The organism is Ensifer sp. KUDG1 (assembly GCF_050434285.1).
In the GTDB taxonomy this organism is placed as follows: Bacteria; Pseudomonadota; Alphaproteobacteria; order Rhizobiales; family Rhizobiaceae; genus Ensifer.
Window position 1 is genome coordinate 360,532 of sequence record NZ_JBNDIG010000001.1, and the last position, 22,854, is coordinate 383,385.

19 protein-coding genes are annotated in these 22,854 nt (G+C 64.7%); 6 read left to right on the forward strand and 13 right to left on the reverse strand.

Annotated elements, in window-relative coordinates; all coding sequences use genetic code 11:
- Positions 1 to 15 precede the first annotated feature (15 nt).
- Positions 16 to 273 (reverse strand): DUF1150 family protein, encoded by a 258-nt coding sequence (locus M2267_RS01875; RefSeq protein ID WP_034797387.1) that lies wholly within the window; start codon positions 271 to 273, stop codon positions 16 to 18.
- Between the two features lie 47 nt (positions 274 to 320).
- Positions 321 to 752, reverse strand: a complete 432-nt coding sequence (locus tag M2267_RS01880) for an Hsp20 family protein (protein ID WP_034797386.1) — start codon at positions 750 to 752, stop codon at positions 321 to 323.
- A 240-nt stretch (positions 753 to 992) separates the two neighbouring features.
- Here M2267_RS01880 and M2267_RS01885 point away from each other — a divergent pair, with 240 nt between their 5' ends.
- The gene (locus tag M2267_RS01885; RefSeq protein ID WP_429112149.1) at positions 993 to 1,937 is read left to right on the forward strand and encodes a nucleoside hydrolase; all 945 of its coding nucleotides are present in this window, start codon (positions 993 to 995) and stop codon (positions 1,935 to 1,937) included.
- Positions 1,938 to 2,012: 75 nt separating this feature from the next.
- Here M2267_RS01885 and M2267_RS01890 read toward each other — a convergent pair whose 3' ends face one another.
- The 3 genes from M2267_RS01890 to M2267_RS01900 form a co-directional block, all read right to left on the reverse strand.
- Entirely contained in the window at positions 2,013 to 4,418 is a 2,406-nt protein-coding gene (locus M2267_RS01890) for a methyl-accepting chemotaxis protein (RefSeq protein ID WP_429112150.1), read from the reverse strand.
- 360 nt (positions 4,419 to 4,778) lie between these two features.
- Entirely contained in the window at positions 4,779 to 5,678 is a 900-nt protein-coding gene (locus M2267_RS01895) for a ribokinase (RefSeq protein ID WP_429112151.1), read from the reverse strand.
- A gap of 52 nt (positions 5,679 to 5,730) precedes the next feature.
- Entirely contained in the window at positions 5,731 to 6,924 is a 1,194-nt protein-coding gene (locus tag M2267_RS01900) for a DNA recombination protein RmuC (protein WP_429112152.1), read from the reverse strand.
- Positions 6,925 to 7,075: 151 nt separating this feature from the next.
- Here M2267_RS01900 and def point away from each other — a divergent pair, with 151 nt between their 5' ends.
- The 3 genes from def (at position 7,076) to truA (ending at position 9,442) form a co-directional block, all read left to right on the forward strand.
- Entirely contained in the window at positions 7,076 to 7,600 is a 525-nt protein-coding gene (gene def, locus M2267_RS01905; protein ID WP_043616874.1) for a peptide deformylase, read from the forward strand.
- Positions 7,601 to 7,763: 163 nt separating this feature from the next.
- Complete coding sequence (gene fmt, locus M2267_RS01910) at positions 7,764 to 8,699, forward strand: methionyl-tRNA formyltransferase (protein ID WP_429112153.1); 936 nt, start codon at positions 7,764 to 7,766, stop codon at positions 8,697 to 8,699.
- Complete coding sequence (gene truA / locus M2267_RS01915) at positions 8,699 to 9,442, forward strand: tRNA pseudouridine(38-40) synthase TruA (RefSeq protein ID WP_429112155.1); 744 nt, start codon at positions 8,699 to 8,701, stop codon at positions 9,440 to 9,442. Before fmt ends, truA begins: the two co-directional genes overlap by 1 nt.
- 10 nt (positions 9,443 to 9,452) lie before the next feature.
- Here the strand turns inward: truA and M2267_RS01920 are convergent, their stop codons facing one another.
- The 5 genes from M2267_RS01920 to M2267_RS01940 form a co-directional block, all read right to left on the reverse strand.
- Complete coding sequence (locus M2267_RS01920; protein WP_429112156.1) at positions 9,453 to 10,052, reverse strand: hypothetical protein; 600 nt, start codon at positions 10,050 to 10,052, stop codon at positions 9,453 to 9,455.
- A complete protein-coding gene (gene dapE, locus M2267_RS01925) occupies positions 10,039 to 11,232 on the reverse strand; it encodes a succinyl-diaminopimelate desuccinylase (RefSeq protein WP_429112158.1) in 1,194 nt (397 codons plus the stop codon). Before dapE ends, M2267_RS01920 begins: the two co-directional genes overlap by 14 nt.
- A 246-nt stretch (positions 11,233 to 11,478) precedes the next feature.
- Positions 11,479 to 14,664, reverse strand: coding sequence for an efflux RND transporter permease subunit (locus M2267_RS01930; RefSeq protein WP_429112160.1), 3,186 nt, complete (start codon positions 14,662 to 14,664; stop codon positions 11,479 to 11,481).
- Between the two features lie 143 nt (positions 14,665 to 14,807).
- Positions 14,808 to 16,010: an efflux RND transporter periplasmic adaptor subunit gene (locus M2267_RS01935; RefSeq protein ID WP_429112162.1), complete on the reverse strand. Its 1,203-nt coding sequence runs from the start codon at positions 16,008 to 16,010 to the stop codon at positions 14,808 to 14,810.
- 79 nt (positions 16,011 to 16,089) lie between these two features.
- Positions 16,090 to 16,914 carry an alpha/beta hydrolase fold domain-containing protein gene (locus tag M2267_RS01940; RefSeq protein WP_043616803.1) on the reverse strand — a complete coding sequence of 275 codons (825 nt, stop codon included), beginning with the start codon at positions 16,912 to 16,914 and terminating at the stop codon, positions 16,090 to 16,092.
- Positions 16,915 to 17,054: 140 nt separating this feature from the next.
- On the opposite strand from M2267_RS01940, the gene M2267_RS01945 reads away from it, so the two are divergent.
- Positions 17,055 to 17,966 (forward strand): LysR family transcriptional regulator, encoded by a 912-nt coding sequence (locus tag M2267_RS01945; protein WP_043616806.1) that lies wholly within the window; start codon positions 17,055 to 17,057, stop codon positions 17,964 to 17,966.
- Positions 17,967 to 18,126: 160 nt separating this feature from the next.
- Here the strand turns inward: M2267_RS01945 and M2267_RS01950 are convergent, their stop codons facing one another.
- The 3 genes from M2267_RS01950 to dapD all read right to left on the reverse strand — a co-directional run bounded on the left by M2267_RS01950 (position 18,127) and on the right by dapD (position 21,483).
- Entirely contained in the window at positions 18,127 to 20,097 is a 1,971-nt protein-coding gene (locus M2267_RS01950; RefSeq protein ID WP_429112164.1) for a DEAD/DEAH box helicase, read from the reverse strand.
- A gap of 139 nt (positions 20,098 to 20,236) precedes the next feature.
- Entirely contained in the window at positions 20,237 to 20,620 is a 384-nt protein-coding gene (locus M2267_RS01955) for a DUF805 domain-containing protein (RefSeq protein ID WP_113536592.1), read from the reverse strand.
- 5 nt (positions 20,621 to 20,625) lie between these two features.
- Positions 20,626 to 21,483 carry a 2,3,4,5-tetrahydropyridine-2,6-dicarboxylate N-succinyltransferase gene (gene dapD, locus M2267_RS01960; protein WP_034797345.1) on the reverse strand — a complete coding sequence of 286 codons (858 nt, stop codon included), beginning with the start codon at positions 21,481 to 21,483 and terminating at the stop codon, positions 20,626 to 20,628.
- A 365-nt stretch (positions 21,484 to 21,848) separates the two neighbouring features.
- Here dapD and M2267_RS01965 point away from each other — a divergent pair, with 365 nt between their 5' ends.
- Positions 21,849 to 22,748: an LOG family protein gene (locus M2267_RS01965; RefSeq protein ID WP_043616817.1), complete on the forward strand. Its 900-nt coding sequence runs from the start codon at positions 21,849 to 21,851 to the stop codon at positions 22,746 to 22,748.
- The last annotated feature ends 106 nt before the right edge of the window (positions 22,749 to 22,854 follow it).

Sequence of the window (22,854 nt, forward strand, 5' to 3'; positions counted from 1 at the left end):
ATGGACGGCAGCCTGTCAGTGCAGGGTAACGGTCTTCAGATCGTCCTCGGCCGCCTTGAAGAAGGTGCTGGAGCGATTGTCTGTCAAAAGGATCGGCGTGCCATCGGCGCCGAACAGCGCCCAGAGATCAATACCCGGTCCCATCTCCGGTGCTTCCGGGAAGCAGCGCGAGACTTCTTCCGAGCGCATTTTCCGGATGTAGCCGATTTCGCCTTCGCCGAGATGCGCGAGGTCGTTCTTCGACAGCGACGAGCTGATGTCTTTCAGTCCCATGGTGACACTCCGTGGTCGCCGGTGAGGGGAGAATCCCGCCGGTTATCCTACTCTGGGACTGAAATGTTAATTTTCTTTACCATACGAACCGGTTCGGGACGGACGAGGTCGACGGAGAGCAGGCCGTTGCGCAGTTCCGCGCCCAGAACCTTCATGCCGTCGGCAAGAACGAAGGTGCGCTGGAACTGGCGTGCCGCAATGCCGCGGTGCAGGTAATCGCGGTCGCCGTTGTCGATCTGCCGGCCGCGGATGACGAGCTGGTTCTCTTCGGTGGTGACTTCGAGATCCTCTTCGGAAAAGCCTGCCACGGCGAGCGTGATGCGCAACCGTTCCGGTTCGTCGGTCGAGGCATCGCCGCGAACGCGTTCTATGTTGTAGGGCGGGTATCCGTCGTTGCCCTTGGCGATCCGCTCAAGGGTCTTTTCCATCGTATCGAAACCCAGCAGAAGCGGGCTCGTAAAAGGGGTAATTCGGCTCATTCTTCAAGTCCTTGCGAGATCAAGCGACCGTTGTTCGGACCTGCCTTGCAGCATCCTTTCCGCAATATGGTAGCTGTGCGCAATGAGTGCAAGCCGCTTGCCTCCGGCGTGCACGCAAATCATAGTCCGCTCTCGCAGAATCCGGGAATGGGACCAAGGAACGCTTGGGCGTTCACTCCCGTCCGGCCCAATGCAACGTATCGATCGCGCCGAACACCGTGATCCAGGGAGGACGAGAAAGTGCCCGTGCCGAGAAAGATAATCATAGACACCGACCCCGGGCAGGACGATGCCGCCGCCATCATGCTCGCCTTCGGCAGCCCGGAAGAGATCGACCTGCTCGGCATCACCGCAGTTGCCGGCAACGTGCCGCTGGCGCTGACGGCCCGCAACGCGCGCATCCTGTGCGAACTCTGCGACCGGCCGAAAGTTCGGGTGTTCTCCGGCGCCGACAAGCCGATCGCCCGCCCGCTGGTGACTGCAGAGCATGTGCACGGCAAGACCGGGCTCGACGGCCCGGAGCTTGCCGAACCGACGATGAAACTCGAGGAGCAGCATGCGGTCGACTTCATCGTCGAGACGCTGCGAAAGGAGCCAGAGGGCACCGTGACGCTCTGCACGCTCGGTCCGCTCACCAACATCGCGCTGGCCCTGCAGAAGGCGCCTGACATCGCTCCGCGGGTCAAGGAGCTGGTGATGATGGGTGGCGGTTTCTTCGAAGGCGGCAACATCACGCCCGCCGCAGAGTTCAACATCTATGTCGATCCGGAAGCCGCCGACATCGTCTTCCGTTCGGGCATTCCGATCGTGATGATGCCGCTCGACGTCACGCACCGGGTGCTAACCCACAAGGCGCGTGTCCAGAAGATCCGCGACATCGGCAGCCGCCCGGCGATCGCCATGGCCGAGATGCTCGAATTCTTCGAGCGCTTCGATATCGAGAAATACGGCACCGATGGCGGCCCGCTGCACGACCCGACGGTCATTGCCTATCTGCTGCGGCCCGAGCTTTTCACCGGTCGCGATTGCAACGTCGCGGTCGAGACCAAGTCGGAGCTGACGGCCGGCATGACCGTTGTCGACTGGTGGCAGGTCACCGGCCGGCCGCACAACGCCAAGGTCATGCGCTTCGTCGACGACCAGGGTTTCTTCGATCTTCTGACCGAGCGGCTGGCCCGCATCTGAACCTCGGTTCGGTCATCGTACTCCAAATGAAAACGGCGCCCCTAGAGGCGCCGTTTTCTTTTCTCGTTCCGCTGATCAGAACTCTTCCCAGTTGTCCTGGGCAAGCGCGTTGGCGCCGGAGGTCTGGGTAAGCACCCGCTGCGTCGAAGCCGAGTAATTGCTTCGCGCCGGGCTTGCGGCCGGGGCGGGCCGCGCTTCGCGGGCGGGAGCCGGGGTCGGAGCAGGGCGTTCGGCCGCGCGCATGCGCTCGGCCGTGCCGCGCAGCATCGCTGCGGAGGACGGCTGGGCCGTTGTTGTCGCCTGCGCGACCCGGAAGCGCGCAACGAGCGTGTTGAGCGTGCGCGCTTCCTCGTTGAGCGCCATGCCGGCCGCAGTCGTTTCCTCGACCATGGCGGCGTTCTGCTGGGTGACCTGGTCCATCTGGTTGACGGCCGAGTTGATCTCCTTCAGGCCGACGGCCTGTTCGGAAGCGGAGCTGGAGATCTGGCGGATGAGGCCGTTGATCTGCACCACCTGCTCGGCGATCTTTTCGAGTGCGCCGCCCGCCTTGCCGACGAGATCGACGCCTTCACGCACCTGGCCGGCCGAGGTGTTGATCAGGGTCTTGATCTCCTTGGCGGCATTGGCAGAGCGCTGGGCGAGTTCGCGCACTTCCTGGGCGACGACGGCAAAACCCTTGCCGGCGTCACCGGCACGCGCCGCTTCGACACCGGCGTTCAGTGCCAGAAGGTTGGTCTGGAAGGCGATTTCGTCGATGACGCCGATGATGCGGCTGACCTCGTGCGAGGATTGCTCGATGCCCTTCATCGCGGCGATCGCCTTCTGCACCACTTCGCCCGACTGTCCGGCGTCGCTGCTGGCCACGTCCACTGATTTCGCGGCAACCTTGGCGTTCTCTGCGCTGGCGTTGACCTGCGAGGTCAGCTCGTCGAGGGCAGCTGCGGTCTCTTCCAGGCTTGCAGCCTGCTGTTCGGTGCGGTGCGACAGGTCGTTGGCGGCGCTGCTGATTTCGCTGGTGCCGTTGCTGATGTTGACGACCGAATGGTTGACGGTGCGGATCGTCTCTTCGAGGCTTTCCATCGTCGCGTTGAAGTCGCGCTTGAGCTGGGCGTATTCGCCCGGGAAGTCGTCGGTGATGCGGAAGGCGAGATCGCCGGACGACAGGTGCGAGAGACCCTTGCCGAGGCGAGCGACGATGTCGCGCTGAAGCGCGCTCGACTCGGCGCGTTCGGTTTCGGAGCGGCCGCGTTCACGCTCGGCCTGTTCGCGCTCATGGCGGGCTTCGCCTTCGAGACGCTTGGTGTCGGCAAGCTGATGGCGGAAGCCTTCGAGCGCCTTGGCAACTTCGCCGGTTTCGTCGGAACGATCCTGGCCGGCGATCGCCTTGGTGTAGTCGCCGTGGCTGAGGTCGTTCACGTCCTTGACGAGGCTCGCCAGCGGCTTCTGCACGAAACCACGAACGGCGAGATAGAGGCCAAGCAGAACGGCGCCGAGTACGACGAGGCCGCCGACGATCATCATGTAGGTCTGATCCTTGACCGGCGCGTTGATCGCGGTGCGCGGCACGTCGACGAGCACAATCCAGCTGGTGTTCACACCCGAGAGCGTGAAGGGATAAACGAGACGGTCGAAGGGCTCGTTGCCGTCATAGGAAAGGTTGGAGATGATGCCCGGCTTGCCGGAGGCGAGCGCGTTCTTGACGACGTCGTTGCCTTCGCCGTCATACTCCTTGAGCAGGAGGTCCGGGATCGGCGCGACCAGCCATTTGCCGGTCTGCGACAGCAGGTAGACGCGGCCGGTGTCGAAGGGCTTCAGCTTCGAGAGGCCATCGCCGAGCGAAGCGAGCGAAATGTCGACGCCGGTGACGCCGAGAAGCTTGCCGCCGGACATGACCGGGTAGGCGATCGAGCTCATCGCGGTCGGAACGTCGGTGTCCTGTGCCGTGTAGGGCTGGGTGATTGCACCCTTGCCGCTTTTGGCAGCGAGTTTGTACCACTCGGCCGCGTAGTCAGCGCCGAAAGTGGAGTACTGGATTTCGTTGGTGCGGCTCTTCGACCAGTAGGGCGTGAAGATGCCCTTGTCGTTACCGCCCAGTTCCTTGTTGTTGACGACGTCTTCCTGGTGGCCGTCGAAGGCCTTGGGCTCCTCCGCGAACCAGCTGCCGAAGGCAAACGGGTTCTGCTCGAGGTTGGCCCTGAGGATGTTGATCACCCCGGTGCGCTCCAGCGACTTTTCGGCATGTGCGCGGCCAAGGATGCCCGCCATCGAGCGGGCAGCGCTTGCAAGCTCGCCGATGTCGCCGGCAATGTCGGAGGCAATCGCGCGGGCTTCGCCGCTTGCCTGCTCGAGGACCAGCGTTTCGACGCGGTCCTGGGTCTGGGAGATGAGAACGAAATTCGAGGCAAGCAGGACAAGTGCGATCGTGCCGCCTGTCACCGCGATCAGTTTGGTCGCCAGCGATTTGGCTTGGAACTTGAACATGAAATCCTCACGTGCTGGGAGGTCCGCAGGTTTTCACCTGCGGTGGACGCATTTCGCAATGGGGGTGAACTCCATCATGGAGCGTCAGATGCCGACCGGCATGTTGGAGGCGACCAGGCGCTTCGGCCGGTTTTCTCAGGGTCCTGAATAGACTGGAGAATCTTAAGATAGGGCCAACACGGACGTTATTTTACGCGTCGCTTGCATAAAATTAGGCGCAAAGTTTTATGTCCGCGACATCGTCTGTCCGGATTGCGCAAGCGGCCGTCGGGAAGGGGAAAACAATGCGGGCAGGGGCCTGCGCAAAATAAAGACGGGCGAATATCGCCCGTCTCAAGCGTGCGCTTTCAGGTGCGGTATCTAGAGGCGCGATGCCACGTCCGCGGCGAGCGGGATCGAAGGCTGGGCGCCGCTCTTCAGGCAGGCGAGAGAACCCGCGACCGCTGCGCGGCGGAGGGCGTCGGGGAAGGCGATACCGGCATCGAGGCTGGCTGCGAGGTAGCCGCAGAAGGTGTCGCCGGCGCCGACGGTATCGACCGGCTCGATCTTCAGGCCCTTGGCGCGCTGGATCTCACCTGCATGAACGGCAACAACACCTTCGGCGCCGAGCGTGACGATGACCGTCTGGCCGGTCTCGGCGTGCAGCGCCTTCATCGCCTCTTCGCGCTCAGTGCTCCCGATACCGCTCTTGCCGGCGAGCAGTTCGAATTCGGTTTCGTTGGCGATGACGATATCGGCCATGCGGCCAAGGCGGGCTGCCTCGGGCGTCAGCGGCGCAATGTTAATGACCGAGCGCACACCCTTCTGTTTGGCGGCGGTGAGCGCCTTTTCGACCGAGGCGGCCGGAATTTCGAGCTGCAGCATCAAGGTGTCGCCGGGCTTCATGCCATCGACTGCCTTTTCAGCATCGGCCTCATTGACCGTCGCATTGGCGCTGGCGACGACGACGATGACATTTTCGCCATCACCGCCGACGAGGATATGGGCGGTGCCGGTCGGTTCGCTGACCGTCTTGGTCAGCGACAGGTCGGCGCCGGCACCCTTCAGCAGTTCGAGCGCGCCGTCGGCAAAGCTGTCCTTGCCTACTGCGCCTGCCATCTGCACCGTGGCGCCGGCGCGCCGTGCGGCCAGCGCCTGGTTTGCGCCCTTGCCGCCGGCGGCGGTCGAGAAGCCGGTGCCGGCGACGGTTTCGCCGGGCTTCGGAAGGCGTGCGGTGGTGGCGATCAGATCCATGTTGATGGACCCAAAAACAGTAATCATGTGTAGGTATCCTGTCGGCTTTGCGAATTGGGCCGGAGAGTGCCCGACAGCCTCAGTCCTCGTCAACCACCCGCAGGCGCAATTGCCCGACGCGATTGTCGACCGGGGCACGTGGTTCGCCAGCGTCCCGTGTGCCGCCTTCCGCTTGCAATTCGAGGGCCTCGATCTTGGCGCCGCGGCGGGTGAGCTTGCTGGAGGAAACGAGGATGTCCTCGACATCCTTCTGGCTCATGGCGAAATGGCCCTGCAGCTTGCGCACGCGCTCGTCGAGACGGCCGAGATCCTCCATCAGCCGTGCGACTTCGCCCTGGATCAGGTGCGCCTGCTCGCGCATGCGCGCATCCTTGAGGATCGCCTGGATCACCTGGATCGACAACAGGAGCAGGGAGGGCGAGACGATGACGATCCGCTGGCGGTGCGCCTTCTGCACGATCGCTTCGAAATGCTCGTGGATCTCCGCAAAGATCGATTCCGAGGGGACGAAGAGGAAGGCGGTGTCCTGCGTTTCACCCGGGATCAGATATTTGCCGGCGATATCGCGCACATGCGTTTCCATGTCGCGGCGAAAGAGTTGGGCGATCTGCTGGCGGCGTTCCGGGGTCGGCGCGTCACGCATTGCGTTCCAGGCTTCGAGCGGAAACTTGGCGTCGATGACGAGCGGCGGCTGGCCATTCGGCATGCGGATGGTGCAGTCGGGCCGCACCCCGTTCGACAGCGTCGCCTGGAATTCGAAGGCGCCCATCGGCAGCCCGTCGGCGATGATCGCTTCCATGCGCGACTGGCCGAAGGCGCCGCGCGTCTGCTTGTTCGAGAGGATCGCCTGAAGCCCGGCCATATCCTTGGCGAGCGACTGAATGTTGTTTTGGGCCGTGTCGATGACAGCGAGGCGCTCCTGCAACCGGCGCAGGTTTTCATGCGTCGCCTTGGTCTGTTCGCTGATCGAGGTACCGATGCGATGGGTCATGCCGTCGATGCGCTGGCTGAGCGTCTGGTTGAGTTCCGCCTGCCGGGCGCCGAACACCTCGGCCATCGCCGCGACCCGCCCCTGCATCTCCGTCTGGGCGGCCAGCAGCATTGCCATCTGTTCCTGCCGCTCGTCGTCGCGGGGATTACGTCGGCGCGACAACGCCATCAGACCGGCAACGACGACCACAAGGCCGGCGGCAATCGCCAGATGGCCAAGGGTGACCGGCAGGGTGCCGATGAAAAACAGCGGCTGGGCGAAGGGAAGGGGCGCAGGTTCCATGCGCCAAACCTAACAGATTCTCTCGCGAAGTGTAGATCAAAACGAGAACAGATGCGCGTCGAGGTTAATGCCCGGCCAGGGGCGAACGGGTGCCGCAGGTGGCAAGGCAATTTCCTTGCGCGTCGATGGAAAGATCGGCTATGGGAGCATCATGACCATCAAGCCGCTCATCATCCTTCCCGATCCTGTGCTTCGCCAGGTTTCCACGCCGATCGAAACCGTCGACGCGGACGTCCGCCGTCTGGCCGACGACATGCTCGAAACCATGTATGATGCCCCCGGCATCGGCCTTGCCGCGATCCAGATCGGTGTCGCCAGGCGCATGCTGGTGCTCGACGTTTCGAAAGAAGGCGACGAGAAGACGCCGCTTGTCTTCATCAACCCCGAGATCGTCGCTTCGTCCGACACCTATTCGGTCTACGAGGAAGGCTGCCTGTCGATCCCGGATTATTACGCCGAGGTCGAGCGCCCCGCTGTCATCACCGTCAAGCATCTGGACCGTGACGGCAAGGAACAGACGATCGAGGCCGATGGCCTGCTCGCCACCTGCCTGCAGCACGAGATCGATCACCTGAACGGCGTGCTGTTCATCGACCATATCTCCAAGCTCAAGCGCGACATGGTGATCCGCAAATTCACCAAGGCCGCCAAGACGCGCGGCGCCAAGGCGATCTGAGCCTTCGATCGCGGACGGCCGCGCGAAAGCTTGCAGGCGGGAACCCATTGAACATTCCAGGAAAGAGCGTGAAACGGCTTTCCTGGAATTGTCCTGTTTTAGTGAATGAGATCATTTCGCCGTTTCCCCGCATGAAGTGATCTGAAAGGACGGAGTTACCGCCTTGTCGCTTCGCATCATCTTCATGGGCACGCCGGAATTTTCGGTGCCGACACTGGCGGCACTGGCCGAGGCCGGCCATCAGATCGTCGCCGCCTACACCCAGCCGCCGCGGCCGGGCGGCCGTCGCGGGCTCGACCTGCAGAAGTCGCCGGTGCACCAGGCGGCCGAACTTCTGGGCATTCCCGTGCTGACGCCGGTCAACTTCAAGGACGAGGCGGATCGCCAGACCTTCCGCGACTTCGACGCCGACGTCGCCGTCGTCGTCGCCTATGGCCTGCTTCTGCCCGAGGCCATCCTCAGCGGCACCAAGCTCGGCTGCTACAACGGCCACGCCTCTCTGCTGCCGCGCTGGCGCGGGGCAGCGCCCATCCAGCGCGCGATCATGGCTGGCGACCACGAGACCGGCATGATGGTGATGAAGATGGAAAAGGGGCTCGATACCGGCCCGGTTGCCCTCACCAAGACGGTCCAGATCGGCGAGACGATGACCGGTGGCGAACTGCACGACCGACTGATGCAGGTCGGCGCCAGCCTGATGCGGGAAGCGATGGCGAAGCTCGAGGCCGGCGACCTGCCGCTGACGGTCCAGGCGGAGGACGGTGTCGTCTATGCCCAGAAGATCAGCAAAACCGAAACCCGCATCGATTTCGCCCGTTCCGCCCGCGCGGTGCACGACCATATCCGCGGCCTGTCGCCGTTCCCGGGCGCCTGGTTCGAGCTTGAGATCGCCGGCAAGCCGGAACGCATCAAGGTGTTGAACTCGCAGCCCGCTTCCGGCGTGGGCGAGGCCGGCACGGTGCTCGACGATAATCTGACGATTGCCTGCGCCGAGGGCGCCGTTCGGCTCACCCGCCTGCAGCGCGCCGGCGGCAAGGCGTTGGACGCGGCCGACTTCCTGCGCGGAACGCCGGTGGCGCCCGGCACGAGGGTCGGCTGATGCCGCGGTTCAAGCTGACCGTCGAGTATGACGGCTCGGACTATGTCGGCTGGCAGCGACAGGACAACGGAGAGTCCGTGCAAGGGGCGATCGAAAAGGCGATCCTGTCCCTCACCGGCGAGACCGTATCGATCCGCGGCGCGGGCCGTACCGATTCCGGCGTGCACGCCAGCGGCCAGGTCATGCATGCGGACCTCACGCGTCCGTGGAAGCCCTATACACTGCGCAACGCGCTGAACGCCCATCTGGGGCTTGCGGGCGAGCGGGTGGCGATCCTCGAGGCCGAGGAAGTGTCCGAGGAATTCGACGCGCGCTTCTCGGCGCTGCGCCGGCATTATCTCTACCGCATCATCTCACGGCCGGCGCCGCTGGCGCTTGAAGCCCGGCGCGCCTGGTGGGTGCCGAAGCCGCTCGACCATGACGCCATGCACGCGGGCGCCCAGCGCCTCGTCGGCCATCACGACTTTACCACCTTCCGCTCCGCCCATTGCCAGGCGGCGAGCCCGGTGCGCACGCTCGATCGGCTGGACGTCGCGCTTGTCGCCGGCGTCATCGAGATCCGCGCGACAGCGCAGAGCTTCCTGCACAACCAGATCCGCTCCTTCGCCGGCTCGTTGAAGCTGGTGGGCGAGGGCAAGTGGACGCCTGACGATCTGCAGGCAGCGCTTGAAGCCCGCAACCGCAAGGCCTGCGGCCCCGTCGCCCCGCCCGATGGGCTTTATTTCCTTCAGGTGGACTACTGATCCCGAAGTCTTAGCTCGTCGGGATCAGGCCGAAGAAGCGCTGCAGGAGATCGCCGATCATCATCGACGGCAGCAGGAAGAGCGCGGTCAGCGCCGAGGCAAGCAGCGTCTGGTTGCCGGTCACCATCCGCAAGAGCCGGAAGAGCACCGCAACGCTGATGACGAGCAGCGTCAGCCAGATGAAGCTCGTCAGCCCCTGGCTCCCGGGAATGACGACGCGGATCGCCGCCGGCAACGCCATGGCGTAGGAGAGCGGCACCGAGAGCCAGTTGGTGGTGACGACGATCGGTACCACCGCTCCGGCAAAGCCGAGCGGTCGCGAGAGAATGGCGATCAGCACCAGCGGCAGGAGCCAGCTGACGAGATCGACGACGAGCAGCTTGAAGATGAAGCCGACGCCGATCGTGGTGCCGTCAGGCATGACCGAGAGGTAGTAGAGCCGCCAGGACGCCCAGGTGACGGCGATCGCCGGCAGGCACCAGAGCATGGACGTGAACGAGCGCCAGAGGCCGCTCTCGCTGAAATCGAGCCAGCTGAAGCCTTCTTCGTTACCCTGCGCCAGGAGCCAGAGCCCCCGGATATAGGCAAGCACCTCATCAAGCAGCGGCATGGCCGAACCAGCGGAAGATGAAGGTTTCATAGATATTGGTCAGCGTCTCGAGGTCGGCAACGGCGACCCGTTCGTCGACCATGTGCATGGTCTGGCCGACGAGACCGAATTCGACCACCGGGCAGTAGTCCTTGATGAAGCGCGCATCCGAGGTGCCGCCGGTCGTCGACAGCTTCGGCTGACGCCCGGTGACGGCCTCGACCGCGCCGGAGAGCGAGTCGATCAGCGCATTGTTGCGCGTGAGGAACACGTGGCTCGGGCGCTCGGCCCAGACGATTTCGTAGCGGACCGGGGCTCGGTCCGGACGCAGGCTACCGCTTGCCGCGGCACGGTCGAGCCGGGCGATGATCTCCGCCATCAGGCTTTCCGCCGTCCAGGTATCGTTGAAGCGGATGTTGAAGGCAGCCGTCGCCTTGGCCGGAATGACGTTGACGGCGCCGTTGCCGACATCGATCGTCGTCACTTCCAGATTGGAGGGCTGGAAGCTGTCGGTGCCGTTGTCGAAGGGCGGGTCCATCAGCGCCTGCGTCAGCTGCAGGATGCCGCGCACGGGGCTGTCGGCAAGGTGCGGATAGGCCGCGTGGCCCTGCACGCCGTGAACGGTGATGCGGCCTGATAGCGAGCCGCGCCGGCCGATCTTGATCATGTCGCCAAGCTGGTCCGGGTTGGTCGGCTCGCCCACCAGGCACGCATCCCAGCGCTCGCCCTTGTCGGCCGCCCATTGCAGGAGCTTGGTGGTGCCGTTGATCGCCGGACCCTCTTCGTCGCCGGTGATGAGGAAGGAGACCGAGCCTTTGGGGGCGCCATGCTTTTCGACATGGCGGGCGATTGCCGCGACGAAGCAAGCGATGCCGCCCTTCATGTCGACCGCGCCGCGGCCATACATCTCGCCGCCGGCGATGTCGGCCGAAAACGGACCATGGCTCCAGGCGGACTCGTCGCCGACGGGTACGACATCCGTGTGCCCGGCAAACATCAGATGCGGGCCTTCGGTTCCGAGCCGCGCGTAGAGGTTTTCGATATCGGGCGTGCCGGCCTCCTTGGCCATCACGCGGTCGACCGCGAAACCGAGCGGCTTCAGCATGGCTTCGAGGGCTGCAAGCGCGCCGCCTTCGGCCGGGGTAACCGAGGGGCAACGGATGAGGGTGGCGAGATTGGCGATCGGATCGGTGGAGGTCATTTAGCGTTATGCCGTCTGCATGGCCATGAGAGGCCTTGGGAATGGAGGTGCTGGTTTATCCGATCGCCAGCAAACTGTCACGCAAGATGGCGACCTGTTGCGCGAGATGGGCGACTGTGGCGCGGGACGGGGAGCTGTGACGCCGGACGCAAAACGGCGCTGCGCCTGGGCGGAGGCGCAGCGCCGCAGCTTCGACGGGCCGGAGTGATCCGGCCCGCCTGAAGATCGCGAAGGGAAGGAGAAGGCTTATTCTCCGGGCGCCAGGTGCGGCGCTTCGATTTGGGCTCCCGTGTGCTTCAGCGGTCGCTCGCCGGCGAGCTTGCGGATCAGCACGTAGAAGACCGGCGTCATGAATATGCCGAAGGCGGTGACGCCGATCATGCCGGCAAAGACCGCGACACCCATGGCGGAGCGCATTTCCGCGCCGGCGCCGGTGGATATCACCAGGGGAACAACGCCCATGATGAAGGCCATCGAGGTCATCAGGATCGGCCGCAGGCGCAGCCGGCTTGCCTCGATCGCCGCCTTGACCGGCGTGCTGCCCGACAGTTCCAGTTCGCGGGCGAACTCGACGATCAGGATGGCGTTCTTGGCTGACAATCCCACGAGCACGATCAGGCCGATCTGGGTGAAGACGTTGTTGTCGCCTCCGGTCAGCCAGACGCCCACCAGCGCCGCCATGATGCCCATCGGCACGATCAGGATGATCGCGATCGGCAGCGTCAGGCTTTCATACTGGGCAGCCAGCACGAGGTAGACGAGCAGCAGCGCCAGCGGGAAGACCAGGATGCCGGAGTTGCCCGCAAGGATCTGCTGGTAGGTCAGGTCCGTCCATTCGTAGCCGATGCCCGGCGGCAGGGTTTCGGCGGCGATGCGCTCGATGGCGGCCTGCGCCTGGCCGGACGAGAAGCCCGGTGCCGGGCCGCCGTTGATGTCGGCCGACAGGAAGCCGTTGTAGCGGATTGCCCGTTCGGCACCCACCGTCTGCTCGACCTTCAGAAGCGCCGACAGCGGGATCATCTCGCCGGACTGCGAACGCACCTTCAGCTTGCCGATGTCGTCGGCATGGCTGCGGTAGTTGGCATCCGCCTGGATGCGCACGCTGTAGGTGCGGCCGAAGGCGTTGAAGTCGTTGACGTAGAGCGAGCCGAGGTAGATCTGCAGCGTCTCGAAGACGTCGGTGACGGCCACGCCGAGCTGGCGCGCCTTCACGCGGTCAAGGTCGGCATAGAGCTGCGGCACGTTGATCTGGTAGCTCGAATAGAGCCCGGCCAGCTCAGGCGCCTGGTAGGCCTTGGCGAGGAAGGCCTTGGCCGCCTCGTCGAGCGCCTGGTAGCCGAGGCCGTTCTTGTCCTCGAGCTGCAGCTTGAAGCCGCCTGTCGTGCCGAGACCCTGGACGGGCGGCGGCGGGAACATGGCGATGAAGGCATCCTGGATGACGCCGAATTCCTGGTTGAGCTGCATGGCGATCGCGCCGCCCGACAGCTCGGGCGTCTTGCGTTCCTCAAACGGCTTGAGCGCGACGAAGACGATGCCGGAGTTCGACGAGTTGGTGAAGCCGTTGATCGACAGGCCCGGAAAGGCGATGGCGTTTTCGACGCCCGGATGCTTGAGCGCAATTTCGCTCATGCGCTTGATCACGTCTTCCGAGCGGTCGAGCGTGGCGGCGTCCGGAAGCTGGGCGAAGCCGATCAGGTACTGCTTGTCCTGCGCCGGCACGAAGCCGCCGGGGACCGCGCGAAACAGCGTGAAGGTCACGCCGAGCAGCACGGCATAGACGACCATGATCAGCGACTTGCGCGTCAGGATGCGCCCGACGCCGCGGCCATAGGCTTCCGAGCTTGCCCCGAAGAAGCGGTTGAAGCCACGGAAGAACCAGCCGAACAGCCTGTCCATCACCCGCGTCAGCCAGTCCTTCGGCGCGTGGTGGTCCTTCAAGAGAAGGGCGGCCAGTGCCGGAGAAAGCGTCAGCGAATTGAGCGCCGAAATGACGGTCGAGATGGCGATCGTCAGCGCGAACTGGCGATAGAACTGGCCGGTGAGGCCCGTGATGAAGGCAAGCGGCACGAACACCGCGACGAGCACCAGTGCGATCGCGATGATCGGGCCCGAGACTTCCTGCATGGCGCGATAGGTCGCCTGGACCGGCGACAGGCCCTGCTCGATGTTGCGTTCGACGTTCTCCACCACCACGATCGCGTCGTCGACGACGATGCCGATCGCGAGCACCAGGCCGAAGAGGCTGAGTGCGTTGATCGAGAAGCCGAAGACGTACATGACGGCGAAGGTGCCGACGATCGAGACCGGCACGGCGACGAGCGGGATGATCGAGGCGCGCCAGGTCTGCAGGAAGATGATGACGACGAGCACGACGAGCGCGATCGCTTCGAGCAGCGTGTCGACGACCGATTCGATCGAGGCGCGCACGAACTGCGTGGTGTCGTAGACGATGCCATAGTCGACGCCTGCAGGCATGGTGAGCTTCATCTCGGCCATCGCCTCGCGCACGTCGTCGGAGATCTGGATCGCGTTCGAGCCAGGCGCCTGGAAGACGGCCATGCCGACAGCCGGCTTGTTGTCGAGCAACGAGCGCAGCGAATAGTCGGAGGCGCCCATTTCGACGCGGGCGACGTCACCGAGGCGGGTCACTTCGCCCTGGGCACCGGACTTGACGACGATGTTCTCGAAATCCTCAGGCGTCTGCAGGCGCCCTTGCGCGTTGACGGAAAGCTGCAGGTCGAGACCGGGAACGGACGGCGAGGCGCCGATGACGCCGGCTGCCGCCTGGACGTTCTGGCCGCGCACTGCATTGGCGATATCGCCCGCGGCAAGGCCGCGCTCGGCCGCCTTCTGCGGGTCGATCCAGATGCGCATCGAATAGTCGCCGCCGCCGAAGATCTGCACCTGGCCGACACCTTCGATACGTGCCAGCCGATCCTTGACGTTGAGCACACCGTAGTTGCGCAGGTAGTTGATGTCGTACTGGCCGTTGGGCGAAAGCAGGTGCACGACCATGGTCAGGTCGGGCGAGCTCTTGACCGTGGTGACGCCGAGGCGGCGCACTTCCTCAGGCAGCCGCGGCTCGGCCTGCGAGACGCGGTTCTGAACGAGCTGTTGCGCCTGGTCCGGGTCGGTGCCGAGCGCGAAGGTGACGGTCAGCGTCATCAGGCCGTCGGCGGTCGCCTGGCTCTGCATGTAGAGCATGTCTTCGACGCCGTTGATCTGCTCTTCAAGCGGTGTCGCCACCGTCTCGGCGATGACCGCGGGGTTTGCACCCGGATATTGCGCGCGCACGACGATCTGCGGCGGGACGACTTCGGGATATTCGGAGATCGGCAGACCGGTCATGCCGATCAGGCCGCCCACGAAGATCAGGACCGACAAGACGCCCGCGAAGACCGGGCGGTCGACGAAGAAGCGTGAGAAGTTCATGGTATCCCCCTTGGGATGCGTTCGGGCAGACCTCCGGCGGGCGCGGCGAAAAAGCTCGCCGCGCAGCCATGTCTGCAGAGTGATGCTTAGGCAGGAGCCTCTTCACACCGGGCGAAGAGGCGCCGGGATTTATTTGGCGATCATTATTGGGCGATCGAGGCGGTCGTTTCCTCGACCTGCTGCGGTGCCACGACGACGCCGGGGCGAACCCGCTGCAGGCCGTTGACGACGATGTTCTCGCCGGACTTCAGGCCGCTTTCGACGATGCGCAGGCCGTCGGAATTCGGCCCCAGCTTCACCTGGCGATACTCGACCTTGTTGTCGGTGCCGACGACGAAGACGAACTTCTTGTCCTGGTCGGAGCCGATGGCGCGGTCGCTGATCACAAGCTTTTCCTCAGGGTCCGGCTCGCCGATGCGGATGCGGACGAACTGTCCGGGGATCAGCCGGCCGTCGGCGTTTTCAAGCGCCGCGCGCACCCGGATCGTGCCGGTTGCCGCATCCACCTCGTTGTTGATGAGCTGGATATGGCCCGAGATCGGCGTGCCGTCGTCGGCGGCGGTGCCGACCTGGACCGGCAGGCGCTCGATCGCGTTGCCGCCGGCTGACGCCGCGAGCCGGGCGAGAGCGGTGGTGACCACCTCTTCGCTGGCGTTGAAGCTCGCATAGATCGGATCGACGGAGACGAGTGTCGTCAGTACTGGCGAGGCGGAACCGGCAGCTACGAGGTTGCCGGCGGTGACGTCGAGCCGGCCGACGCGGCCGGAGATCGGCGCACGGACCTCGGTATATTGCAGGTCGAGTTCGGCCGTGCGCAGCGCGGCCTTGGCCGAGCGCACCTCGGCCTGGGCTTCGTCGTAGGCGCTGGCGCGCTGATCGACGCTGCTCTGCGGCACGGCGCTGGTGGTCACCAGCTTGCGGCCGCGCTCGAGCTCGATCTTGGCAAGCGAAACACGCGCTTCGGCAGCCTCGACCTGGGCCTTCGCCCGCTCGACGGCGGCGGCGTAGGGCTCGGGATCGATCGTCACCAGCAGGTCACCCTGCTTGACCAGTGCGCCTTCGCGGAAGTGCGCCTTGAGGATGGCGCCGCCGACGCGCGGGCGAACCTCGACGCGCTCGATCGCTTCGAGACGCCCGGAGAATTCCTCCCAGGTGGTGATGCGCTTGGACTGCGCCCGCGCCACCGAGACCGGCACGGCCGGGGGTGCAGCGGCCGACGCATCGGTCGCGGCGTCGGCCTCGAAATGCTGCGGCAGGCCGAACATGACGGCAGCGCCGCCGCCGACAGACAAAAGGATACTCAGGCCGGCGCCCCAGAGGGCCCGGCGGGTCACTGTCGATGTCATCTTTTCTCTCCTTGCCGGTTGGGAGCCGGCGCTTTGCGTTCGATGCCAGATCGGGGAATGAGCCTCGGAGCGGCCCCGCCTAACGCACCGTCATTTCCGCCGGCTTTGCCCCCGCCTTCTGGAAGAAGCGGGCGAAGATGCCGGTAATTTCTTTCTGCTGTGCCGACCAGCTTTCGCCGGTATCCGCGTTCTGCGGCAACCATCCGGCGCGTCCCGGCAGCACGTGGGACTCCACCGCCACGCCCGCCTTGCGCAGGCGCTCGGCGTAGGCTTCAGCCTCGTCTCGCATCGGACACTGCTCGCTGGTCACGATCAGCGAAGGCACGAGGCCGGCGAGCCGCGTACAGTGAGCCGGCGCGGCGTAAGGGTGGGTGAAGCCACCGTTCTGGCCGAGATACCGCTGCCAGCCGTCGGCGATCGATTGCGCCGAGGACTGGGGACAGTATTGCCGGAACGATGCCGTTGCCAGGCATGGATCCAGCATCGGCGACAGCAGGATCTGGCCCTTGAGATCGGTCAGATACTGGTCTCGCGCCATCAACGCGGCCCCGGCGGCGACATTGCCGCCAGCCTCTTCGCCGGCCACAAACAGCGACGACTTCTTGTGTGCGAACTGCGGGCAGCGCGCGCGCATCGACGACAGCATGGCATAGGCGACGTCGAGGGCCGCGGGAAAGGGATTGAGGCAGGCCGCGGAATATTCCGGAGAGATCACCACTGCTCCGGCTGCCGCGAGTGCCTCGGCGACGCGCTCGCCGGCGGCGATCGTTCCGCCGACGAAGGAGCCGCCATGCAGGTGCAGCACGATCGGCGGCGGATTGAGCAGGGCCTCGCCGCGGTAGACGCGTGCCGTGCACGAGCCTTGGCCCGTCTGCATCGTCTCCACTTTGAACTGTTCGCCCATCTCTCTTGCCTTCGGCCCGAGCCAAACCCACATGTGGCGACATCACGCCACGATGGGAGAATAGCATTGTCTTCTGTCTGGAATAGTCTTTTCAATCTGATTACACTATTCGTATTCTCGAACAATTACGGCTCTTGAAAATGGACCAGCTCACGGCCATGCGCGCGTTTCTCCGGGTCGTCGAAACCGGAAATTTCACCCGCGCTTCCGCTTCGCTGAATATGCCCAAGGCGACATTGACCAATCTCATCCAGGGATTGGAGGCGCATCTGCGCACAAAACTTCTGAACCGCACCACCCGCCGGGTGCTGGTGACGCCCGATGGCGCGCTCTACTACGAACGCGCTGCCCGCCTTTTGACCGACCTCGACGAACTCGACGGCAGCCTTTCGAGTGCCCAGACCCTGCCGAAGGGGCGGCTCAGGGTGGAGATGGCCAGCGCGATCGCCAACCTGATCGTCATTCCGGCTCTGCCGGAGTTCCACAAACGCTACCCCGACATCCAGATCGATCTCGGAGTTTCGGACCGGACGGTCGACTATGTGGCGGAGAATGTCGACTGCGCCATTCGCGTCGGCGCGCTCACCGACCAGTCCTTGATCGCGCGCCGCATCACCGAGATGAGCTTCGTCGCCTGCGCAGCACCCGACTACCTCTCGCGCCACGCGGTCCCGCAGCACCCCTCAGATCTCTCGAAGAACTGCTACGTCGTCGGCTATTTCCGGCCGCAGACCGGGCAGCAGTTGCCGTTCTATTTCAAGCGCGGCAACGAGGAGATCGAGGTGAACGGTCGCTACGCCGTGGCTGCGAACGAGGCCACTACCTATCTTGCGGCGGCGCGCGCCGGCCTCGGCGTCATCCAGGCACCGCGTTTCATGGTGCGGGACGACCTCGAGACCGGCGCCATGCGGCCGGTGCTGGAGGATTGGGAGGTCGAGCCCATGCCGATCTATCTCGTCTATCCGCCGAACCGGCACCTCAGCAGCCGCCTGCGCGTCTTCGCCGATTGGGTGGTCAAGATCGTCGCCCAGTCGCAGCTCGACGCCGCCTGACCATCACGCGCGCTGGCTCGATGCCGCGCATGAACCACGTTGTGCTGAGCGTCGAGCGCTGGTGCCGAGACGCTCTTCCCGGTCTTCGGCGCAATAAAAAAGGCGCCGCGATCCGATCGCAGCGCCTTCTTGATTGGCTTTGGAGTTGCCGTCGCCGGGCTCAGCCCTGGCGGTTCTTGGCATTGCCCTTGGGCTTGGTCTTGGGTTTGAAGCCACCGTCCTTGCCCGCGTCCGGCTTGCCCTTCTTCTTGTTGGCCCAGGGCTTGTCTGCAGCCTTTGCCGGCGGCCGGTCCTCGGTGTAGGCCGGCCCTTCGGAATAGCCGGGCTTCTTGTCGAACTTGCGCTTCGGCTTGAAGTCGCCGCGGTCGTCGCCACGGGCCGTGTCGTCAGAATAGGGGCGCTTCTTGCCGAAGCCCGCCTTGTCCTTGGAGAAATTCGGCTTGTCCCTGGAGAAGCTCGGCTTTTCCTGGCGCTGCTGCGAGAGATCCGGCGCGCCGGCGAGCGGCTTCACGCGAATGCCCTTCTCCAGCATCTTGTCCTTGCCGATCGCCGACAGGAACCGTTCGGCACCATCGGCGGTCATCTCGACGAAGGTTTCTTCCTGCTGCATGCGGATTGCGCCAATGTCGCGCTTGGTCAGCTTGCCGTGGCGGCAGAGCATCGGGATCAGCCAGCGCGGCTCGGCACTCTGCTTGCGGCCGACGGACAGGGAGAACCAGCTGCCGTCGCTGAAATCCGCGCGCTCGGCGCCAAAATCCTCGCGCGGTCCACGATCTTCGCGCGGCGCGCGTTCGTCGCGTCGCGGCTTGGCGCCGACGGCGACCTCGATCAAGTCTTCAGGCGCCGAGCGTCCCGAGCGGAACTGGCGCACGAAGGCGGCGGCCATCTGCTCGGCGCCGTGGCGCTCGAGCAGCGCTGCGACGATCGCCTGCTCGTCCTCGCGGATCGGCTCGGCAAAGCTCGTATCGGCGAGCAGCCGCTCGTCGTCACGCTGGCTGACCTCGTCGGCCGACGGCGGGCGCGCCCAGGTCGCGGTGATCCGGCCGCCATCGAGCAGGCGCTCGGCCTTGCGGCGCTGGTTGACCGGAACGATCAGGGCGCTGACGCCCTTCTGGCCGGCGCGTCCGGTGCGGCCGCTGCGGTGAAGCAGCGTCTCGGAATTGGTCGGCAGATCCGCGTGAATGACCAGTTCCAGGCCTGGCAGGTCGATGCCGCGGGCAGCGACGTCGGTCGCAATGCAGACGCGGGCGCGGCCGTCGCGCATCGCCTGGAGGGCGTGTGTGCGTTCGTTCTGGCTGAGCTCGCCCGAAAGCGCCACCACCGAGAAGCCGCGGTTGTTGAAGCGGGCGGTCAGATGGTTGACCGCGGCGCGGGTCGAGCAGAACACGATGGCGTTGCGTGCTTCGTAAAAGCGCAGCACGTTGATGATCGCGTTTTCGCGGTCGTTCGGCGCAACCGTCAGCGCACGGTATTCGATGTCGACATGCTGCTTCTGTTCGGAAGCGGTGCTGATGCGCACGGCGTCGCGCTGGTAGTTCTTGGCAAGCGTCGCGATCGACTTCGGCACGGTCGCCGAGAACATCAGCGTGCGACGGTCATCCGGGGACTCTTCGAGAATGAATTCGAGGTCTTCGCGGAAGCCGAGGTCGAGCATTTCGTCGGCTTCGTCGAGCACGATGGCGCGCAGCGAAGAAATGTCGAGCGAGTTGCGGCGGATGTGGTCGCAAAGGCGACCCGGCGTGCCGACGACGATGTGGGCGCCGCGCTCCAGCGTGCGCTTCTCGGTGCGCATGTCCATGCCGCCGACGCACGAAGCGATCGTCGCGCCGGTCTCACCGTAGAGCCATTCGAGCTCGCGCTTGACCTGCAGCGCCAGTTCGCGGGTCGGTGCAATCGCGAGCGCCAGGGGGGCACCCGCAGGGCCGAAGCGGCGTTCGTCGCCAAGCAGCGTTGGCGCCAGCGCCAGGCCGAAGGCGACGGTCTTGCCGGAGCCGGTCTGCGCCGAAACCAGGGCGTCGCGCCCGGCGAGTTCCGGATCGCGCATCGCCTGTTGAACCGGCGTCAATTCGTTGTAACCGCGTTTTGCCAACGCCTCGGCGATCGCAGGCGCGATCCCTTCGAATTCAGTCATATCTTGTCTTTCGGATATCGGTCGTAGAGCCCAGGACGAACGGATCGTCTCGGCGCCAATTGCCGCGGCCAACACGTCGCGGGCCTGTCATGGCGCGCTACATACGCGCTCGCGCGGTTCTTGTACAGGGGCGAAGGCTTCAGGGGCCGGGTTCGTCGCTGCGCGCGCCGAATTCGTTGGGCCCCTGATCGCCCGGCCAGAGGCAAAGGGCGATGAAGACGACCGGGCTCAGGACCGGGATAAACAGAGTGAGGGAAAGCGGGCCGGGATAACCGATGTCGTGCAGGCGCTTGATCGCCAGCAGCGCGATCGAGGGCAGCGAGACGAGGCTCGAGACGACGAATGCCAGCGTCCAGAGCGCCAGCACCGTCTCGTTGCCCTCGTTGGCGACCATCCGGGCGACCATGAAGCCGCCGATCAGGAACCAGAACAGCCAGGAGAGAAAGAAGGGCAGGCGGCCGATGCGACCGGAGGGGCTGAAGAACAGCCAGGTCATGCTCGGCTGCGGCCCCTCCGGTGTCATCGCGATCAGTCCCGAAGCAGTTCGTTGATGCCGGTCTTCGAGCGGGTCTTTTCATCGACGCGCTTGACGATGACGGCGCAATAGAGGTTCGGCGCCGGCTGGCCGTTGCCCATGGTCGAGCCCGAGGGCATCGAGCCCGCGACGACGACCGAGTAGGGCGGCACTTCGCCATAGGTCACTTCGCCGGTGGCGCGGTCGACGATCTTGGTCGACTTGCCGATGAAGACGCCCATGCCAAGGACGGAGCCTTCGCGCACGATGCAACCTTCGACCACTTCCGAGCGGGCGCCGATGAAGCAATTGTCCTCGATGATCGTCGGGCCGGCCTGCATCGGCTCCAGCACGCCGCCGATGCCGACGCCGCCCGACAGGTGCACGTTCTTGCCGATCTGGGCGCAGGAGCCGACGGTCGCCCAGGTATCGACCATCGTGCCTTCGCCGACATAGGCGCCGAGGTTGACGAAGGAGGGCATCAGGATGGCGTTGGGGGCGATATAGGCCGAACGGCGCACGACGCAGTTCGGAACGGCGCGGAAGCCGGCCTTCTCGAACTCGTTGACGCTCCAGCCGTCGAACTTCGAGGGCACCTTGTCCCACCAGACCGACTGGCCCGGGCCACCCTTGACGATTTCCATCGGGTTGAGGCGGAAGGAGAGCAGCACGGCCTTCTTCAGCCATTGATTGACCGTCCAGTTACCGTCTTCGCCGCGCTGGGCGACGCGGACCTTGCCGCTGTCGAGCAGGTTCAGCGCCGTCTCGACGGCATCGCGCACCGCGCCGCGGGTTCCGGTGTTGACGGAATCGCGGTCTTCAAAGGCGGCTTCGATCGTCTGCGACAGGGAGGCGAGGTCGTGGTTCGTCATCGGAATTCCTTAAAGTTCGGCGGTTATCCTGCGAAAGCTCTACTGCATAAATCCGAAAATCGGAATCGATTTAAGGACAAAATTATGCGGCAGATCTAGCTGCGGCAGCGACCTTGACATGTCCCGAGCGGCAGTGGCTGCACGACATGATCCTGAAAAGTTGAAGGGCTTTTCAGGCCGCCGGAGTGGCCGGGGCTTGGCAAACCGAGGCGAACACGGCACTACAGCGCCGCGTACCCGTTCGGGATACGCAAAGGCCGCCGCAGCGCGCTGATGCGCTTGCGACCTTCATGACCGAGGATTGAGGATAGGACGCGTCTGGACGAGATGCCGATTGTCCGGAACGCGACGGGAAAGACGAGAATATGGCACGCATGAAGAAGCGCGCTCTGCGCCGCAAAGATGGGGTCTGGGATCCGCTGGCCGACAGCTCGCAGAGCCGGCAACGCGCACAGACCGTTCCGGTCACGCCGCAATCGGCTTCGCCTTCCTATCGCTTGGCCTATATCGACGACGATTTTCTCTGCCGTGAGGAGCTGCGCCCGATCCGGCTGCAGCTCGAACTCTTAAAGACCGAAATGATGCTGGAGGAGCGCGGCATCAATTCCACCGTCGTCATGTTCGGCGGCGCCCGCATTCCCGAGCCCGGCGGCGATGCCTGGGCGGCGAAGAACGAGACGCAGCGCCAGAACCTGGAGGCCGCCTCGGTCTACTACGAGGAAGCGCGCAAGTTCGCGCGGCTTTGCTCCGAGCATTCGGCCAAGCTGAACTACAAGGAATATGTCGTCGTCACCGGCGGCGGCCCTGGCGTGATGGAAGCCGGCAATCGCGGCGCCGATGATGTCGGCGCGCCGTCGATCGGCCTCAACATCGTGCTGCCGCACGAGCAGGCGCCCAATCGCTACGTGACGCCGGAACTGTCGTTCAACTTCCACTACTTCGCCATCCGCAAGATGCATTTCCTGCTGCGGGCGAAGGCCGTCACCGTTTTCCCCGGTGGCTTCGGCACGCTGGACGAACTGTTCGAGACGATGACGCTGATGCAGACCGGGCGCCTGGCGCTGGTTCCGCTTATACTCTTCGGGGAAAAGTTCTGGCGCTCGATCGTCAATTTCGAGGCGCTCGCCGAATTCGGCACGATCGCGCCCAACGATGTCGATCTGGTCCAGTTCGTCGAAACGGCCGACGAAGCCTGGGATATCATTTCCCGCTTCTACGAAACGGTCGACCCGAAGTCCGTTCCGATGGCAAACGGCCGCCGCTGATCGCAGCGGTTCGAAAAAAGCGCATAGCCCCTCGCGCGGGTTGCAAGGGGCTATGGGCTAGGCAGGAGCCTCTCCACCGGGCGGTGGGGAGAGAGAGAAGAGCTCC

What these genes read in the sequence shown, in the direction of transcription:
- M2267_RS01930 (WP_429112160.1), bottom strand. Translation starts at nt 14,664, where the DNA reads ATGAACTTCTCACGCTTCTTCGTCGACCGCCCGGTCTTCGCGGGCGTC.
- M2267_RS01920 (WP_429112156.1), bottom strand. Translation starts at nt 10,052, where the DNA reads ATGCCGCTGCTTGATGAGGTGCTTGCCTATATCCGGGGGCTCTGGCTC.
- truA (WP_429112155.1), top strand. Translation starts at nt 8,699, where the DNA reads ATGCCGCGGTTCAAGCTGACCGTCGAGTATGACGGCTCGGACTATGTC.
- M2267_RS01875 (WP_034797387.1), bottom strand. Translation starts at nt 273, where the DNA reads ATGGGACTGAAAGACATCAGCTCGTCGCTGTCGAAGAACGACCTCGCG.
- M2267_RS01935 (WP_429112162.1), bottom strand. Translation starts at nt 16,010, where the DNA reads ATGACATCGACAGTGACCCGCCGGGCCCTCTGGGGCGCCGGCCTGAGT.
- M2267_RS01945 (WP_043616806.1), top strand. Translation starts at nt 17,055, where the DNA reads ATGGACCAGCTCACGGCCATGCGCGCGTTTCTCCGGGTCGTCGAAACC.
- M2267_RS01890 (WP_429112150.1), bottom strand. Translation starts at nt 4,418, where the DNA reads ATGTTCAAGTTCCAAGCCAAATCGCTGGCGACCAAACTGATCGCGGTG.
- M2267_RS01895 (WP_429112151.1), bottom strand. Translation starts at nt 5,678, where the DNA reads ATGATTACTGTTTTTGGGTCCATCAACATGGATCTGATCGCCACCACC.
- M2267_RS01880 (WP_034797386.1), bottom strand. Translation starts at nt 752, where the DNA reads ATGAGCCGAATTACCCCTTTTACGAGCCCGCTTCTGCTGGGTTTCGAT.
- M2267_RS01950 (WP_429112164.1), bottom strand. Translation starts at nt 20,097, where the DNA reads ATGACTGAATTCGAAGGGATCGCGCCTGCGATCGCCGAGGCGTTGGCA.
- dapE (WP_429112158.1), bottom strand. Translation starts at nt 11,232, where the DNA reads ATGACCTCCACCGATCCGATCGCCAATCTCGCCACCCTCATCCGTTGC.
- M2267_RS01900 (WP_429112152.1), bottom strand. Translation starts at nt 6,924, where the DNA reads ATGGAACCTGCGCCCCTTCCCTTCGCCCAGCCGCTGTTTTTCATCGGC.
- M2267_RS01940 (WP_043616803.1), bottom strand. Translation starts at nt 16,914, where the DNA reads ATGGGCGAACAGTTCAAAGTGGAGACGATGCAGACGGGCCAAGGCTCG.
- def (WP_043616874.1), top strand. Translation starts at nt 7,076, where the DNA reads ATGACCATCAAGCCGCTCATCATCCTTCCCGATCCTGTGCTTCGCCAG.
- M2267_RS01955 (WP_113536592.1), bottom strand. Translation starts at nt 20,620, where the DNA reads ATGACACCGGAGGGGCCGCAGCCGAGCATGACCTGGCTGTTCTTCAGC.
- dapD (WP_034797345.1), bottom strand. Translation starts at nt 21,483, where the DNA reads ATGACGAACCACGACCTCGCCTCCCTGTCGCAGACGATCGAAGCCGCC.
- M2267_RS01965 (WP_043616817.1), top strand. Translation starts at nt 21,849, where the DNA reads ATGGCACGCATGAAGAAGCGCGCTCTGCGCCGCAAAGATGGGGTCTGG.